The organism is Pseudomonas sp. LAM2023 (assembly GCF_016620375.1).
In the GTDB taxonomy this organism is placed as follows: Bacteria; Pseudomonadota; Gammaproteobacteria; order Pseudomonadales; family Pseudomonadaceae; genus Aquipseudomonas; species Aquipseudomonas anuradhapurensis.
The window spans coordinates 263,303-279,292 of sequence record NZ_JAENHV010000017.1; the positions used below are offsets into that span (position 1 = coordinate 263,303).

At 63.4% G+C, this 15,990-nt stretch carries 19 protein-coding genes; 1 reads left to right on the forward strand and 18 read right to left on the reverse strand.

Features of this window, described 5'->3' with window-relative positions; genetic code table 11:
• Positions 1-30: 30 nt before the first annotated feature.
• From hisS to trmJ, 16 genes are all read right to left on the reverse strand, one after another.
• Positions 31-1,320, reverse strand: a complete 1,290-nt coding sequence (hisS, locus tag JKP78_RS11160) for a histidine--tRNA ligase (protein WP_186686260.1) — start codon at positions 1,318-1,320, stop codon at positions 31-33.
• Between the two features lie 24 nt (positions 1,321-1,344).
• Complete coding sequence (ispG, locus tag JKP78_RS11165; protein WP_038408727.1) at positions 1,345-2,454, reverse strand: flavodoxin-dependent (E)-4-hydroxy-3-methylbut-2-enyl-diphosphate synthase; 1,110 nt, start codon at positions 2,452-2,454, stop codon at positions 1,345-1,347.
• 3 nt (positions 2,455-2,457) lie between these two features.
• Positions 2,458-3,516: a RodZ domain-containing protein gene (locus tag JKP78_RS11170; protein ID WP_200626667.1), complete on the reverse strand. Its 1,059-nt coding sequence runs from the start codon at positions 3,514-3,516 to the stop codon at positions 2,458-2,460.
• Positions 3,513-4,274 carry a type IV pilus biogenesis/stability protein PilW gene (gene pilW / locus JKP78_RS11175; protein ID WP_186686265.1) on the reverse strand — a complete coding sequence of 254 codons (762 nt, stop codon included), beginning with the start codon at positions 4,272-4,274 and terminating at the stop codon, positions 3,513-3,515. Before pilW ends, JKP78_RS11170 begins: the two co-directional genes overlap by 4 nt.
• Before the next feature lie 14 nt (positions 4,275-4,288).
• On the reverse strand, positions 4,289-5,434 hold the full coding sequence (rlmN, locus tag JKP78_RS11180) for a 23S rRNA (adenine(2503)-C(2))-methyltransferase RlmN (protein WP_170028351.1): 1,146 nt from the start codon (positions 5,432-5,434) through the stop codon (positions 4,289-4,291).
• Between the two features lie 24 nt (positions 5,435-5,458).
• On the reverse strand, positions 5,459-5,890 hold the full coding sequence (ndk, locus tag JKP78_RS11185) for a nucleoside-diphosphate kinase (protein ID WP_023382208.1): 432 nt from the start codon (positions 5,888-5,890) through the stop codon (positions 5,459-5,461).
• An 89-nt stretch (positions 5,891-5,979) separates the two neighbouring features.
• A complete protein-coding gene (gene iscX, locus JKP78_RS11190) occupies positions 5,980-6,180 on the reverse strand; it encodes a Fe-S cluster assembly protein IscX (protein WP_110699949.1) in 201 nt (66 codons plus the stop codon).
• Between the two features lie 10 nt (positions 6,181-6,190).
• Positions 6,191-6,532, reverse strand: coding sequence for an ISC system 2Fe-2S type ferredoxin (gene fdx / locus JKP78_RS11195; protein ID WP_186686267.1), 342 nt, complete (start codon positions 6,530-6,532; stop codon positions 6,191-6,193).
• Positions 6,533-6,535: 3 nt separating this feature from the next.
• Positions 6,536-8,398, reverse strand: a complete 1,863-nt coding sequence (gene hscA, locus JKP78_RS11200) for a Fe-S protein assembly chaperone HscA (protein WP_200626668.1) — start codon at positions 8,396-8,398, stop codon at positions 6,536-6,538.
• A gap of 42 nt (positions 8,399-8,440) precedes the next feature.
• A complete protein-coding gene (hscB, locus tag JKP78_RS11205) occupies positions 8,441-8,962 on the reverse strand; it encodes a co-chaperone HscB (protein ID WP_186686271.1) in 522 nt (173 codons plus the stop codon).
• 8 nt (positions 8,963-8,970) lie between these two features.
• Positions 8,971-9,294, reverse strand: coding sequence for an iron-sulfur cluster assembly protein IscA (iscA, locus tag JKP78_RS11210; RefSeq protein WP_170028347.1), 324 nt, complete (start codon positions 9,292-9,294; stop codon positions 8,971-8,973).
• A 28-nt stretch (positions 9,295-9,322) separates the two neighbouring features.
• Positions 9,323-9,709 (reverse strand): Fe-S cluster assembly scaffold IscU, encoded by a 387-nt coding sequence (gene iscU, locus JKP78_RS11215; RefSeq protein ID WP_003248539.1) that lies wholly within the window; start codon positions 9,707-9,709, stop codon positions 9,323-9,325.
• Positions 9,710-9,755: 46 nt separating this feature from the next.
• Positions 9,756-10,970: an IscS subfamily cysteine desulfurase gene (locus JKP78_RS11220; protein ID WP_170028346.1), complete on the reverse strand. Its 1,215-nt coding sequence runs from the start codon at positions 10,968-10,970 to the stop codon at positions 9,756-9,758.
• A 46-nt stretch (positions 10,971-11,016) separates the two neighbouring features.
• Positions 11,017-11,508 (reverse strand): Fe-S cluster assembly transcriptional regulator IscR, encoded by a 492-nt coding sequence (iscR, locus tag JKP78_RS11225; protein ID WP_186686273.1) that lies wholly within the window; start codon positions 11,506-11,508, stop codon positions 11,017-11,019.
• A 179-nt stretch (positions 11,509-11,687) separates the two neighbouring features.
• A complete protein-coding gene (cysE, locus tag JKP78_RS11230) occupies positions 11,688-12,473 on the reverse strand; it encodes a serine O-acetyltransferase (protein WP_186686275.1) in 786 nt (261 codons plus the stop codon).
• 3 nt (positions 12,474-12,476) lie between these two features.
• A complete protein-coding gene (trmJ, locus tag JKP78_RS11235) occupies positions 12,477-13,232 on the reverse strand; it encodes a tRNA (cytosine(32)/uridine(32)-2'-O)-methyltransferase TrmJ (protein ID WP_186686278.1) in 756 nt (251 codons plus the stop codon).
• A gap of 151 nt (positions 13,233-13,383) precedes the next feature.
• Here trmJ and suhB point away from each other — a divergent pair, with 151 nt between their 5' ends.
• Positions 13,384-14,202: a type III secretion system regulator SuhB gene (gene suhB, locus JKP78_RS11240; protein WP_186686281.1), complete on the forward strand. Its 819-nt coding sequence runs from the start codon at positions 13,384-13,386 to the stop codon at positions 14,200-14,202.
• 218 nt (positions 14,203-14,420) lie between these two features.
• Here suhB and JKP78_RS11245 read toward each other — a convergent pair whose 3' ends face one another.
• Together JKP78_RS11245 and secF are read right to left on the reverse strand one after the other, a co-directional pair.
• Complete coding sequence (locus JKP78_RS11245; RefSeq protein WP_200626669.1) at positions 14,421-14,963, reverse strand: glycine zipper 2TM domain-containing protein; 543 nt, start codon at positions 14,961-14,963, stop codon at positions 14,421-14,423.
• A gap of 118 nt (positions 14,964-15,081) precedes the next feature.
• Positions 15,082-15,990 (reverse strand): protein translocase subunit SecF, encoded by a 909-nt coding sequence (gene secF, locus JKP78_RS11250; RefSeq protein ID WP_170028341.1) that lies wholly within the window; start codon positions 15,988-15,990, stop codon positions 15,082-15,084.

Sequence of the window (15,990 nt, forward strand, 5' to 3'; positions counted from 1 at the left end):
CCTTTTCGCCTATTCGCTTGTTGAACCGCGTTACGCCTGCGCGATCGCGGTTTCCAGGTGCTCAGCCAGAGCATCCCAGGCAATGTTCTGTTGTTCGCCCTGCCCACGCAGGGGCTTGAAGCCGATCTCTTGCTTGGCCAGCTCGTCATCACCAAGGATCAGCGCGAACAGCGCGCCGCTCTTGTCGGCTTTCTTGAACTGGCTCTTGAAGCTGCCGCCACCGGCGTTGACCGCCAGGCGCAGGCCCGGCAGGCGGTCGCGCAGGCCCTCGGACAAGCGCAGGCCTGCCAGTTCGGCCGGTTCGCCGAAGGCGCAGAGGTAGACGTCGATCTGTCGGCTGATGGACTCGGGCACCTTGCCCAGGGTTTCCAGCAGCAGGATCAGGCGCTCGATACCCATGGCGAAACCGACGCCCGGGGTCGGTTTGCCGCCCATCTGCTCGACCAGGCCGTCGTAGCGGCCACCAGCGCAGACCGTGCCCTGGGCGCCGAGCTTGTCGGTCACCCACTCGAACACGGTCTTGCTGTAGTAGTCCAGGCCACGCACCAGCTTGGTGTTGATCACGAACGGGATACCGGCAGCGTCCAGGCGGGCCTTGAGGCCCTCGAAGTGCACGCGCGATTCTTCGTCCAGGTAGTCTTCCAGCTTCGGCGCGCCAACCAGCACCGCCTGGGTGTTCTGGTCCTTGCTGTCGAGGATGCGCAGCGGGTTGCTCTTGAGCCGGCGCTGGCTGTCTTCATCCAGCTGCTCCAGGCGTGCCGAGAGGAACTCGACCAGCGCATCGCGGTAACGCGCACGGGCTTCGCTGGTGCCCAGGCTGTTGAGCTCCAGCTTGACCGCGTCCTGGATGCCCAGCAGGCCCCACAGGCGCCAGGTCAGCATGATCAGCTCGGCGTCGATGTCCGGGCCGTCCAGGTTGAACACTTCCACGCCAATCTGGTGGAACTGGCGGTAACGGCCTTTCTGCGGGCGCTCGTGGCGGAACATCTGGCCGATGTACCACAGTTTCTGTACCTGGCCGTTGCCGGTGATGCCATGCTCGAGCACGGCACGCACACAGGCAGCAGTACCTTCTGGACGCAGGGTCAGCGAATCGCCGTTGCGGTCCTCGAAGGTGTACATCTCTTTTTCGACGATGTCGGTCACTTCACCGATGGAGCGCTTGAACAGCTCGGTGAACTCGACGATCGGCGTGCGGATCTGGCTGTACCCGTAGGTATCCAGCAGGCCGGCCACGGTGCCTTCGAAGTAGCGCCACAAAGGCGACTGTTCAGGCAGGATGTCGTTCATGCCACGGATGGCTTGCAGCGATTTGCTCACGAAAAGTCCTTACGAATTCGGGTGTCAGCCACGGACGATCAGCGCCGCGTCGGCTTCGGCCTTTTCGGCCGCTTTCTGGCGAATGAGCTTTTCCAGCTCGTCGACCAGGTTGTCGTTGGTCAGCTTCTGCGCCGGCTTGCCGTCGATGTAGACCAGGTTCGGCGTACCGCCGGTCAGCCCCACATGGGACTCCTTGGCTTCGCCCGGGCCGTTGACCACGCAACCGATCACCGCCACGTCCAGCGGTACCAGCAGGTCTTCCAGGCGCCCTTCCAGCTCGTTCATGGTCTTGACCACATCGAAGTTCTGCCGCGAGCAGCTCGGGCAGGCGATGAAGTTGATGCCACGCGAGCGCAGGTGCAGCGACTTGAGGATGTCGTAGCCGACCTTCACTTCTTCGACCGGGTCGGCCGCCAGCGAGATACGGATGGTATCGCCAATGCCTTCGGCCAGCAGCATACCGAGGCCGACAGCGGATTTCACCGTGCCGGAACGCAGGCCACCGGCTTCGGTGATGCCCAGGTGCAGCGGCTGCACGATCTGCTTGGCCAACAGGCGGTAGGCTTCGACGGCCATGAACACGTCGGAGGCCTTGACGCTGACCTTGAAGTCCTGGAAGTCCAGGCGGTCGAGGTGTTCGACGTGGCGCAGCGCCGACTCGACCAGCGCAGCCGGGGTCGGTTCGCCATACTTCTTCTGCAGGTCCTTCTCCAGGGAGCCGGCGTTGACGCCGATACGGATCGGGATGCCACGGTCGCGGGCCGCATCGACCACCGCGCGCACGCGGTCTTCACGGCCGATGTTGCCCGGGTTGATACGCAGGCAGTCGACGCCCAGTTCGGCTACGCGCAGGGCGATCTTGTAGTCGAAGTGAATGTCGGCAACCAGCGGCACGCTGACCTGCTGCTTGATGCGGCCGAACGCCTCGGCGGCGTCCATGTCCGGCACCGAGACCCGCACGATGTCCACGCCGGCATCGACCAGGCGCTGGATCTGCGCCACGGTGGCGGCCACATCGTTGGTGTCGGTGTTGGTCATGCTCTGCACCGCGATGGGCGCATCACCACCCACAGGCACATTGCCGACCCAGATTTTGCGGGATTCGCGACGTTTGATCGGAGATTCGCCGTGCATGACTTACTGTCCCAACTTCAGGCGAGCGGTTTCGCCACTGGTGAACGGGGCAACATCGACGGCCTGGCCGTTGTAGCTGACCTGGGCGCCACGGGCAAAGCCCAGGCGTACCGCGAACGGCGGCTTGCCGGTCAGCTCGAGGTTGTCCCCCTTGCGCTTGATGGCGCTGAACAGCACCTTGCCATTGCCGTCGCTGACCTGGGTCCAGCAATCGGCGCTGAACTGGATGGCCACCTTGCCACTGCCGGCCGGCACTTCGGCGGGCACGGCGGGCGTGGCAGGCTCGGCGGCGGCTACGGTCGCCGCCGGGGCGCTCGGAGCAGCCGCCGGGGCCGGAGCAACCGGCGCTGCCGGCGCAGGCGCCACCACCGGTGCACTGACCGCAGGCTGCGCCGGAGCCGGCTGCGCGGGCGCCGGGGCAGGTGCTGCGGCAGCGGCGGCGGCGGGGCTTGCCGGGGCCTGTTCGGCGACAGCGGCGGGCTGCCCGCTAGCGCCCTGCTCCAGCGGCAGCGGCGCGCTCTCGAGCTGCTGGCCAGCCGAAACGGCCTGGTCTTCAGGCTCATCGAGCGGGTGAATCTGGGTGGTACCGTCGGCGCTCTCGACTTCGACGTGTTCCAGGGCGATCTTGGCCAGGTCCTTGCCACGCAGGCTGCCCTGGTCCTGCCACCAGACAAAGCCGCCACCGACCACGGCCACCAGCAACAGCAGGCTGACGCCACGCAGGATGTTGTGCGACAGGCGCACCGGCTCTTCGATACGGCCCAGCGAGTGCACGTCGCTGCCTTTGGCGTGGGTACCGGTGTAGCGGTCGAAGGCATCTACCAGGGCGGCCTGGTCCAGCTCCATCAGCTTGGCATAGGCGCGGATGTAGCCACGGGCAAACGTATGCCCGGGCAGCTTGTCGAAGGCGCCGGTTTCCACGTGGTTCAACGAACTGACAGTGAGGTTGAGCTTGCGGGCCACCTCGGCTTGTGACCAGTCCCGGTTCTCACGGGCCTGACGCAAAAGCTCACCGGGGTTCTGGCCAGGCGCTACGGCTACTTCGGGATGCGCGGCTTTCATCGTTGCTCCGACAGGTATTGCTGATATTCCGGCGTACCGGGATAAAGTCGTTGTAATTGCTGACCCAGCTCGGCCAGTTTGCCCTGCTCGTCGAACACCCTGGCAAGGCGGCTGCCCAGCAGCAGGCTACGGGCATCGTGTTCGCTCAGCTGGCTGAAACGATCGTAGTAGTCCCGGGCCGGCACATAATGCCTGTTTTCGTAGGACAACTCAGCCATTTCCAACAACGCTTTCGGTTGCCGCTGGTTGAGTTGCAAAGCTTTCAGCAAATAGGCGTGCGCCTGGTCGCGGCGCTCGAGCTTCAGGGCAGTCAGGCCCAGGTTCTCGTAAACGCGTGAACGCTCAGGATACAGGGTATCGGCGCTGGCCAGGCGAAACATCTGCTCGGCCTCGGCAAATCGTCCCCGAGCATAAAGGAAACTGCCGTAATTGTTGCGAATTCGCGTGTCGCCAGGGCGCGCCTGCAGTGCCTTGCGGTAGTGGCTTTCGGCCATTTCGGCCTCGCCTTCGGCCTGCAGCACCAGCGCCAGGGCGGCATGCGCATCGGCGTCGTCGTTGTCCAGGGCCAAGGCCTTGCCCAGCGGCGCCTTGGCCTGCTCGGTCAAACCTTGTTGCAAATAGCCCAGGCCAAGCTGCACATAAGCCCGCCCTGCCTCTGCCCTGCCCTGGCGGCTGGCCAGGGGGTCGCCCGCGCCGCCCGACACGCAGCCGGCCAGCAGCGAAAGCGCAAGGATCGACAGCGCGGCGCGCAGGCTCATGGGCAAGGTCCCGGTCAGTGCTGCGCAGCGCTGTCTTGCAGGTCGGCGTCCGCAGAAAGCTGGCGCACAGCGATATAGCGCTCGCTGCGGCGGGTGCGGTCGTTGACCTGGCCAACCAGCTGGCCGCAGGCGGCGTCGATGTCATCACCACGGGTAGTACGGGTAGTGACGTTGAAGCCACCGTGGTGCAACAGGTCCTGGAAGCGGCGGATAGCGTTGTTGCTCGGCCGCTCGTAGCCCGAATGCGGGAACGGGTTGAACGGGATCAGGTTGATCTTGCACGGCACGTCGCGCAGCAGCTCGATCATTTGCGCAGCGTGCTCGGGCTGGTCGTTGACGTCCTTGAGCAGGGTGTACTCGATGGTCAGCACGCGTTTGCCACCCAGGGTGGACATATAGCCCATGCACGATTCCAGCAGCATCTTCAGCGGGTACTTCTTGTTGATCGGTACCAGCTTGTTGCGCAGTTCGTCGTTCGGCGCGTGCAGCGACAGGGCCAGCGACACGTCGATATGCTTGGCCAACTCGTCGATCATCGGCACCACGCCTGATGTCGAGAGGGTGACGCGACGCTTGGAAATGCCATAGCCGAGATCTTCCATCATGATCTTCATGGCGGCGATGACATTGTCGAAATTCAGCAGGGGTTCGCCCATGCCCATCATGACCACGTTGGTAATGGCGCGGTCGATCTTGGCCGGAACGGTCCCGAAGGATTTGTTGGCAAGCCACACCTGGCCGATCACTTCGGCGGCGGTGAGGTTGCTGTTGAAGCCTTGCTTGCCGGTGGAGCAGAAGCTGCAATCCAGGGCACAGCCGGCTTGCGACGAGACACACAGGGTGCCGCGGTCGTCGGTGGGGATGTAGACGGTTTCGACGCAGCTGCCGGAAGCAACGCGCACCACCCACTTGCGGGTGCCGTCGGCGGAAATGTCTTCACTGACCACTTCCGGGCCCCGAATCTCGGCAACGGCCTCGAGCTTTTCGCGCAAGGCCTTGCCGACATTGGTCATGGCGGCGAAATCGTCGACGCCATAGTGGTGAATCCATTTCATGACCTGACCGGCACGAAAACGCTTCTCTCCGATCGACTCGAAGAATTTTTCCATTTCCTGCAGGGTCAGGCCCAACAGGTTGATCTTGCCAGTCATGTCACTCATGGAATCACCCAAGACCTGCTTCGCTTAGCGAATGCGGTCGCACAGCTCGGTAGCGGAGAAGAAGTAAGCGATTTCGCGGGCAGCCGAAGCTTCCGAGTCGGAACCGTGAACGGCGTTCTCGTCGATGGAAACGGCGAAGTCAGCACGGATGGTGCCGGCAGCAGCTTCTTTCGGGTTGGTGGCGCCCATCAGCTCGCGGTTGGCCAGAACGGCGTTTTCGCCTTCCAGAACCTGAACGATGACCGGGCCGGAAGTCATGAAGGCAACCAGGTCAGCGAAGAAGCCGCGCTCTTTGTGCTCGGCGTAGAAGCCTTCGGCTTCGGCTTTGGACAGCTGCTTCATTTTCGAAGCGACGACGCGCAGGCCGGCTTTCTCGAAACGAGTGGTGATCTCGCCGATGACGTTCTTGGCGACGGCGTCAGGCTTGATGATGGAGAAAGTACGTTGAACAGCCATGGAAAACTCCAGAAAAATGAGTGTTGCGAAAAATTAAACCCGCGAATTATACGCGGGTTCCAGGGGATTGCCTAACCTGCAGGACGCGTTCAGTCGGCTTCGTCGATCCAGGCCGCCTGGATGGCCTCGAGCACCTTCTCACCGCCGCGTGACGGATCGTCGCTGAATTCTGGCAAGGCCAGCACCCAACGGTGCAGATCGACGAAATTCACATAACGAGGATCGACGTCAGGCTTGCTTTCTGCAAGCTGGATGGCGATCTCAAGTACATCAATCCATTTCAGGCTCATGGAACAAACCTCAGTGCGGCGCTTCGGCGGCGTGGTTGAGCGAATACTTGGGGATTTCGATGACCAGGTCCTGGTCAGCGACGACCACCTGGCAGCCGAGCCGCGATTGAGCCTCCAGGCCCCAGGCCTTGTCCAGCATGTCCTCTTCCAGCTCGTCGGCTTCTTGCAGCGAGTCGAAGCCCTTGCGCACGATGCAATGGCAGGTGGTGCAGGCCTTGACGCCGCCGCAGGCGCTTTCCATCTCGATGTGATGGTCGTGGGCCAGCTCCAGGATGTTGGTCCCGGGCTCAACCTCCACAGTCAGCCCGTCGGGGCAGAATTTCTCGTGCGGCAGGAATGTCACCAGCGGCATCGGTTACTCCTCGATCTCATTCAGGTTGCGCCCGGCCAGTGCGGCTTTGACCGTCGAATCAAGGCGACGGGCGGCAAATGCGTCGGTCACCTGCGACAGACGCTTGGTCTGTTGCTCGATGGCAGCGCCATCGGTGCCGGCCAGCAAATCACGTAGTTCTTGCATCTGGAATTCGATGGCTTCGCGTTCGTCACTGCTGAGCAGGCGTTCGCCATCGGCGTCCAGGGCGCCCTGTACCGCTTCGAGCAGGCGTTCACCGTCCACCTGGTGCTCGCGCAACTGGCGGGCCTGCTTGTCGGAACCTGCGTGTTCGAAGGAATCCTTGAGCATGCGGGCAATTTCGCCGTCGGTCAGGCCGTAGGACGGCTTGACCTGGATGCTGGCTTCCACGCCCGAACCCAGCTCGCGGGCAGCCACGCTGAGCAGGCCGTCGGCGTCGACCTGGAAGGTGACGCGGATCTTTGCCGCACCGGCGACCATGGCCGGAATGCCGCGCAGCTCGAAACGCACCAGCGAGCGGCAGTCGCTGATCAGCTCGCGCTCACCTTGCAGCACATGGATCATCATGGCCGTCTGGCCATCCTTGTAGGTGGTGAACTCCTGGGCCCGCGCCACCGGAATGGTGGTGTTGCGCGGGATGACCTTCTCCATCAGCCCGCCCATGGTCTCGAGGCCAAGCGACAGCGGGATGACATCGAGCAGCAGCAGTTCGCCACCCTCACGGCGGTTGCCGGCCAGGGTATCGGCCTGGATCGCGGCACCGATGGCCACTACCTGGTCAGGGTCGATCGAGGTCAGCGGGGTGCGCCCGAACAACGCGCCCACCGCTTCGCGCACACGCGGCACGCGGGTCGAGCCACCGACCATGACCACGGCGCTGACTTCCTCCAGCTCGATGCCGCTGTCGCGCACGGCGCGGCGGCAGGCCTTGAGGCTGCGGGCGACCAGCGGTTCGATCATGGCTTCGAAAGCGGCACGGCTGAGCTCGCCCTGCCAGGCGCCATGGCGGACACTGACCACGTCAACGTCGGTCAGGGCTTCCTTGGCGGCACAGGCGGTTTGCAGCAATGCGCGCTGGGTGGCGGGATCCAGGTCGGACGACAGGCCGGCCTGCTCGATGATCCAGCCGGCAATCGCGTGATCGAAGTCGTCTCCACCCAGGGCGGTATCGCCACCGGTGGCCAGCACTTCGAACACGCCGGCGGTCAGGCGCAGAATGGAAATATCGAAGGTGCCACCACCCAGGTCATAGATGGCCACCACGCCCTCGGCGTTCTGGTCCAGGCCATAGGCCACGGCGGCCGCGGTCGGCTCGTTGAGCAGGCGCAGCACATTGAGGCCGGCCAGGCGCGCAGCGTCCTTGGTGGCCTGGCGCTGGGCGTCGTCGAAATAGGCCGGCACGGTGATCACCGCGCCCACCAGCTCACCACCCAGGGTGGCTTCGGCACGCTCGCGCAGCACCTTGAGGATGTCGGCGGACACTTCAACCGGGCTCTTCGGCCCCTGTATGGTATCGATGAACGGCATGTGCGATTCACCGCCAACGAAGCGATAGGGCAGCTGCTCGCCCAATTGCTTGACGTCGGCCAGGCCGCGCCCCATCAGGCGCTTGACCGACAGCACGGTGTTCAGCGGGTCGCTGGAGGCAGCGTCACGCGCAGCCTGCCCCACTTCGTTGCGCCCTTCGAGGTAGCGCACCGCGGACGGCAGAATGACGTTGCCCTGCGCGTCGGGCAGGGGCTCGCTACGGCCGCTGCGCAGAGCGGCGACCAGGGAGTTGGTGGTACCCAGGTCGATCCCCACCGCCAGGCGGCGCTGATGCGGCTGAGGGCTTTGACCGGGTTCGGCAATCTGCAGTAGGGCCATGCTTATCTGAATACCTTAGGTGCCATCACGGGCAGCACCGGGTTAGTCGTCGAGGCGCTCTTCCAGTTGGCGCACTTCTTGGGCGAGCTTGTCGAGGAATTGCATGCGGCGCATCAGGCGCTCTGCCTTGTCGCGCTCGCCCGGGGCGTCCCAGCAGGCGGCAAAATCCTCGTTCAGCGTGTCCTGGGCGACCTTCAGGCGCTTCTTGAACACACCGACACCGTCAAGGTCGGCTTCGTCGTGCAGCTCTTCGAGCTCCTCGCGCCACTGCATCTGCTGCAACAGGAAGTCCGGGTCATGGACCGTGACTTCCTGGGGCACTTCGTGGCCGCTGATGGCCAGCAGGTAGCGGGCGCGACGCGGCGCACTGCGCAGGGTCTGGTAGGCGTCGTTGAGAGCTGCGGACTTTTCCAGGGCTACGCGCTGCTCGCGCTCGGAGGCATCGGCAAAGCGGTCGGGATGGACTTCGCGGGCCAACTCGCGATAGCGAGTGGCCAGCTTGTCGAGATCCAGACGGAAGCCTGGCTGGAGGTCAAACAATGCGAAATGACAAGGAGTACCCACAGCCAGCCTCAAACGTTGAAGCTTTCGCCGCAGCCACACTCACCGCGCACGTTGGGGTTGTTGAACTTGAAGCCTTCGTTCAACCCTTCCTTGACGAAGTCCAGCTCGGTGCCGTCGAGGTAGACCAGGCTCTTGGGATCGATGATCACCTTGACGCCATGGTTCTCGAACACCTGGTCTTCCTCCGCCAGTTCGTCGACGAACTCCAGCACGTAGGCCAGGCCCGAGCAACCGGTGGTGCGCACGCCCAGGCGAATGCCTTCACCCTTGCCGCGCCCTTCCAGGGAACGCCGCACGTGGTTGGCGGCGGCTTCTGTCATGCTGATAGCCATCTGCAATCCTTACCTCGCAACAGGCGACTTAGATCAAGCCTTTCTTCTGCTTGTAATCGCGTACCGCTGCCTTGATGGCATCTTCGGCGAGTACCGAGCAGTGGATCTTGACCGGCGGCAACGCCAGTTCTTCGGCCAGCTGGGTGTTCTTGATGGTTTCGGCTTCGTCCAGGGTCTTGCCCTTCATCCACTCGGTGGCGAGGGAGCTGGAAGCGATGGCCGAACCGCAGCCATAGGTCTTGAACTTGGCGTCTTCGATCACGCCCTGTTCGTTGACCTTGATCTGCAGGCGCATCACGTCACCGCAGGCCGGGGCGCCGACCATGCCGGTGCCGACGTCCGGGTCTTCGGCATTCATCTTGCCGACGTTGCGCGGGTTTTCGTAGTGGTCGATGACCTTTTCACTGTATGCCATGGTGCAATTCCTTCCTCATCAGGGAGCCGCTCTTGCCGGCGACTGCTTAGTGGGCGGCCCACTCGATCTTGGAGATGTCAACGCCGTCTTTGTACATGTCCCACAGCGGCGACAGCTCACGCAGTTTGTTCACTGCCTCGCAGACCTTCTGCGCGGCGTAGTCGACTTCTTCTTCGGTGGTGAAACGGCCGAAGGAGAAGCGGATCGAGCTGTGCGCCAGCTCGTCGTTGCGGCCCAGGGCGCGCAGTACGTACGACGGCTCGAGCGACGCGGAGGTGCATGCCGAACCGGACGATACGGCGATGTCCTTCAGCGACATCAGCAGAGATTCGCCTTCGACGTAGTTGAAGCTCAGGTTCAGGTTGTGCGGTACGCGGGCGGTCTGGCTGCCGTTGACGTACAGCTCTTCCAGGTTGGAAACCTGCTTGAAGAAGCGCTCGCTCAGGCCCTTGATGCGCGCGTTTTCAGCGGCCATTTCCTGCTTGGCGATGGCGAAGGCTTCGCCCATGCCGACGATCTGGTGGGTCGGCAGGGTGCCCGAACGCATGCCGCGCTCATGACCACCGCCGTGGATGATGGCTTCCAGGCGCACACGCGGCTTGCGGCTGACGTACAGCGCGCCGATACCCTTGGGGCCATAGACCTTGTGCGCCGAGAACGACATCAGGTCGACCTTCAGCTTCTGCAGGTCGATTTCGACCTTGCCGGCCGACTGCGCGGCATCGACGTGGAACAGCACGCCGCGCGAGCGGGTCAGTTCACCGATGGCGGCGATGTCATTGATCGAGCCGACTTCGTTGTTCACGTGCATCAGCGAGACCAGGATGGTGTCGTCACGCAGCGCCGCCTCGACCATGGCCGGGGTGACGATGCCGTCTTCGCCCGGCTCCAGGTAGGTGACTTCGAACCCTTCACGCTCCAGCTGGCGAGCAGTGTCCAGCACCGCCTTGTGCTCGATCTTGGAGGTGATGATGTGCTTGCCCTTGGTCTGATAGAAGTGCGCGACACCTTTCAGTGCGAGGTTGTCGGACTCGGTGGCACCGCTGGTCCAGACGATTTCGCGCGGATCGGCATTGATCAGTTCGGCAACCTGACGGCGACCGTTCTCGACCGCTTCCTCGGCCTTCCAGCCGAAGACATGGGAGCGCGAAGCCGGGTTACCGAAGTTCCCGTCGACCAGCAGGCACTCGGCCATCTTCTGGGCCACGCGTGGGTCGACCGGGGTGGTCGCGGAGTAATCGAGGTAGATCGGCAACTTCATTTGTCTCTCCTATCAGGCGGTGGCGTCGCTCGTCGTCCCAAGGGGATCAATCGACGGCGGACGTCTCAATCTTGTCCAGCTGGGCGGCTCGGCCTGCGACACGACGCAGGTCCTGGCGCTGGGCGACTTCCTGCACCTCACGGCGCATGACGAGGTCGGCCAGGCTGATGCCGCTGAGGAATTCATGGATCTGCTGGCTGAGGTCGCACCACAGGTGGTGGGTCAGGCAGGTATCACCGGCATGGCAGTCCCCGAGGCCCTGGCAGCGGGTGGCATCGACCGATTCGTTGACCGCATCGATGACCTGGGCCACCCGGATGGTTTCCATGCCCCGCGACAGCTGGTAGCCACCGCCTGGACCGCGCACGCTGGAAACCAGGCTGCTGCGGCGCAGCTTGGCGAACAGCTGCTCCAGATAAGAGAGGGAAATGCCCTGGCGCTCGGAAATGTCGGCCAAAGACACCGGCCCATGCTGCGCGTGCAACGCCAGGTCGAGCATGGCGGTCACGGCGTATCGGCCTTTGGTAGTCAGTCGCATGGCTATTGGGTACCACGGGAGTTTCGGGATGTGTGCGAGTATGCGATTCCCGAGCATTTAAGTCAACTATTAGACCTAGTGCTTTAGTCGGGTTTGCATCGGGGAGGCGGGCGCGATTGTAGCAGACCAGGGGCGTGAGCACACGCCCCGTATGTCACGGCACCGCGGGCACGGCGCAATCAATGCGGCTGGGTGTCGCGCTGGGCCACCTGGGCGACATCCTTGAAGTCATCTTCCGGCAGGGCCGGCAGCTCCTTGGCGCAATAATCGCTGCCCATCTTGGTCAGGGCGCCGCACATCCCCTCAAGCCGCTCGTCGACCGCTTGCAGGTGATCGAGCATCTGGCCGATGGCACGGGCCACCGGATCGGGCATGTCGCCGCTGACCCCGTAGGCATCGAAGCCGATCTTCTCGGCCATGGCCTTGCGCTTGGCCTCGACTTCAGTGTCTTCGCTCTTGACGATGATACGCCCCGGGATACCCACCGCCGTGGCGCCTGCCGGCACCGCCTTGGTCACCACCGCATTGGAGCCGATCTTGGCCCCGGCGCCGACGGTGAACGGGCCCAGCACCTTGGCCCCCGCCCCTACCACCACGCCGTTTTCCAGGGTCGGGTGGCGCTTGCCCTTGTTCCAGCTGGTGCCGCCCAGGGTCACCCCCTGGTACAGGGTGACATCATCGCCGATCTCGGCGGTTTCACCGATGACGATGCCCATGCCATGGTCAATGAAGAAGCGCCGGCCGATGGTGGCGCCGGGGTGGATCTCGATGCCGGTCAGCCAGCGCCCGAAGTTCGACACCAGGCGAGCCAGCCATTTGAAATCACGCTTCCACAGGGCATGGCCCAGGCGGTGCAGCCAGATGGCGTGCATGCCGGGGTAGCAGGTCAGCACCTCGAAGGCATTGCGCGCGGCCGGGTCGCGGTGGAATACGCTTTGAATATCTTCACGCAGGCGTTCGAACATCTGTCAGTCCTTCCGTTTATGCGGCTCGCCGCGGACCACTTTCTGGGTCTCGGTGAGGATGCCGCGCAAAATGCTCATTTCCGAACGTTCGACCGCGACCCGCCCATACAGCCGGCGCAGGCGCGGCATCAGGTGCTTGGGCTTTTCGGGGTCGAGGAAGCCGATACCGACCAGGGTCTTCTCCAGGTGGTCGTAGAACAGCTCCATTTCGTCCATGGTCGCCAGTTCGCTGGCGTCAACCTTGTCGACCTTGCCCGGCGCTTCGCCGGCCGCCAGCCAGGCCATGCGCACCTCGTAGGCGAGCACCTGGACAGCCGCAGCCAGGTTCAGCGAGCTGAAGTCGGGGCTGGAGGGAATGTGCACGTGGAAGTGACATCGCTGCAGTTCTTCGTTGGTCAGGCCGGCGTGCTCGCGCCCGAACACCAGGGCGATCTCCTCGCCGCCATTGGCATGCTCCACTGCCTTGGCTCCGCATTCACGTGGGCCGATCAGCGGCCAGGGGATGCTCCGCTCGCGGGCGCTGGTGCCCATCACCAGGTTGCAGCCGACCAGCGCCTGCTCCAGGCTGTCGACCACCTGGGCGCTGTCCAGCACATCGTCGGCCCCGGAGGCTCGGGCGCTTGCATCCACGGCGGGAAATTCTTTCGGCTGCACCAGCACCAGACGCGACAAGCCCATGTTTTTCATGGCTCGTGCAGCGCCGCCGATGTTGCCGGGGTGGCTGGTATTGACCAGAACAACACGAATATTTTGCAGCAAGGTGTTGTGCTCACAGATGCAGGAATCAGGGCTTCCGATCTTACAGAACCGACAGACGTAACGCCACGAAAGCAAATGTGACACTTCTGCCGCCAAAGATTTCTGCTAGAATGATCGGCTTTCTTCTTTAACATCTCCAGGTGACCCGCCCATGCAGCCTATGCTGAATATCGCCCTGCGCGCCGCTCGCAGCGCCAGTGAACTGATTTTCCGCTCCATCGAACGCCTGGATAGCATCAAGGTCGATGAGAAAGAGGCCAAGGACTACGTTTCCGAAGTCGATCGCGCCGCCGAGCAGAGCATCGTCAACGCCCTGCGCAAGGCCTACCCGAACCACTCCATCCAGGGCGAGGAAACCGGCCTGCACGTGGGTAGTGGCGAAGAAGGCAAGGACTACCTGTGGATCATCGACCCGCTGGACGGCACCACCAACTTCCTGCGTGGCATCCCACACTTCGCGGTCAGCATCGCCTGCAAATACCGTGGCCGCCTTGAGCACGCCGTAATCGTCGACCCGGTTCGCCAGGAAGAATTCACCGCCAGCCGTGGCCGTGGCGCCCAGCTCAATGGCCGCCGCCTGCGCGTCAGCTCGCGCACCAGCCTCGAAGGCGCCCTGCTGGGCACCGGCTTCCCGTTCCGTGACAGCCAGATGGCCGAGCTGGACAACTACCTGGGGATGTTCCGCGCGCTGACCGGCCAGACCGCCGGCATCCGCCGCGCCGGCTCCGCCAGCCTGGACCTGGCCTACGTTGCCGCTGGCCGTTTCGACGCCTTCTGGGAGTCGGGCCTGTCCGAGTGGGACATGGCGGCCGGCGTGCTGCTGATCCAGGAAGCGGGCGGCCTGGTCAGCGACTTCAACGGTGGCCATGACTTCCTCGAGAAAGGCCATATCGTTGCTGGCAACATCAAGTGCTTCAAGGCGGTGCTGACCGCCATCCAGCCGCACCTGCCAGAAAGCATGAAGCGCTAAGCGCGAATTGCAGATACGAAAAAGCACCCCGCGGGGTGCTTTTTTTGTGCCTGTACCCATATCCCAGGGCTTTCGCGATCCGTGTAGGAGCGGCCTTGTGCCGCGAAAGGGGTGCGAAGCGCCCCCACGATCTGTGCCATATCAGAGATTGTCGGGGCTGCTTCGCACCCCTTTCGCGACACAAGGCCGCTCCTACAAAGAACAGACCGCGCCGGGACTTACTGCCCGGCTTCGCTGAGGATCAGCTTGCCATTCTTGTCCACCGGAATGGTCGAACCAGGCTCGTGATCCATCTTCACCTGCCCTACCTGGTCGCCGAGGGTGTACTTGACGTTGTAGCCCACCACCTTCTCGCTGATGTCATTGACCGTGTTGCAGCGGGTTTGCGTGGTCGTGTAGGTATCACGCTCCTGCATGCCTTCCTGCACCTTGTTACCGGCATAACCGCCACCGACCGCACCGGCCACGGTGGCAATCTTCTTGCCGGTACCACCGCCGATCTGGTTACCCAGCAGGCCACCGGCAATGGCACCCACCACGGTACCGGCGATCTGGTGCTGGTCCTTGACCGGCGCCTGGCGCGTCACGGTGACGTCCTTGCAGACCTCACGCGGGTTTTTTACCTGTTGTTTGATCGGTTGCACGTCGGTGACCTGCGCATACTCAGGCCCCTTGTTGACCAAGCTGTAGGTCGCGACAGCACCTCCGGCAGTCACACCGACAGCACCCAGTACCGCACCCACCAGCATTGATTTGTTCACATGAACCTCCTGATCATACCCGCGGGTCCGACCCGCCTTCTCCCAGCCTTGGAGCAAAAAAAAAGGCGCAAGTTCAACACTTGCGCCTTTTGGGCCGCCGGGCGGCATGCTGCATGCCTTATGGGCGGTCGTCGACGCCGTCGGTCTTGGCCGGCGGGATCAGGTCTTCACTGTTCAGGTTCAGCCAGATCAGCACCACGTTGGCGATGTAGATCGACGAGTAGGTACCGGCCATGACGCCAATGAACAGCGCCAGCGAGAAGCCGAACAGGTTGTCACCACCGAAGAACAGCAGCGCGGCAATCGCCAGCAAGGTCGAAACCGAGGTGGCAACGGTGCGCAGCAGGGTTTGCGTGGTGGAAACGTTGATGTTCTCGATCAGCGAGGCCTTGCGCATGACCCGGAAGTTCTCGCGCACCCGGTCGAACACGACGATGGTGTCGTTCAGCGAGTAGCCGATGATCGCCAGCACCGCTGCCAGCACGGTCAGGTCGAAGGTGATCTGGAAGAACGACAGGATCCCCAGGGTCACCACCACGTCGTGGATCAGCGAGACGATCGCGCCCACGGCGAACTTCCACTGGAAGCGGAAGGCCAGGTAGATGAGGATGCCGCCGAGGGCCAGCAGCATGCCCAGGCCACCCTGGTCGCGCAGCTCTTCACCCACTTGCGGGCCGACGAACTCGACCCGCTTGACCGTGGCCGGGTTGTCGCCGCCAGCCTTCTGCAAGGCCTCGGCGACCTTGGTGCCCAACTGCGGGTCATCGCCCGGCATGCGCACCAGCAGGTCGGTGGTGGCGCCGAAGCTCTGCACCACTGCCTCGTGGAAGCCGGAACCGACCAGCTCGGTGCGCACCGCCTCAAGGTCGGCCGGGCGCTCGTAGGTCAGCTCGATCAGCGTACCGCCAGTGAAGTCCAGGCCGAAGTTCAGGCCCTTGTGCCACCAGCTGAACAGCGCCAGCACAGTGAGGAGCAAGGTAATGGCGAACGCGACATTGCGCACGCCCATGAAGTTGATGGTTTTCAT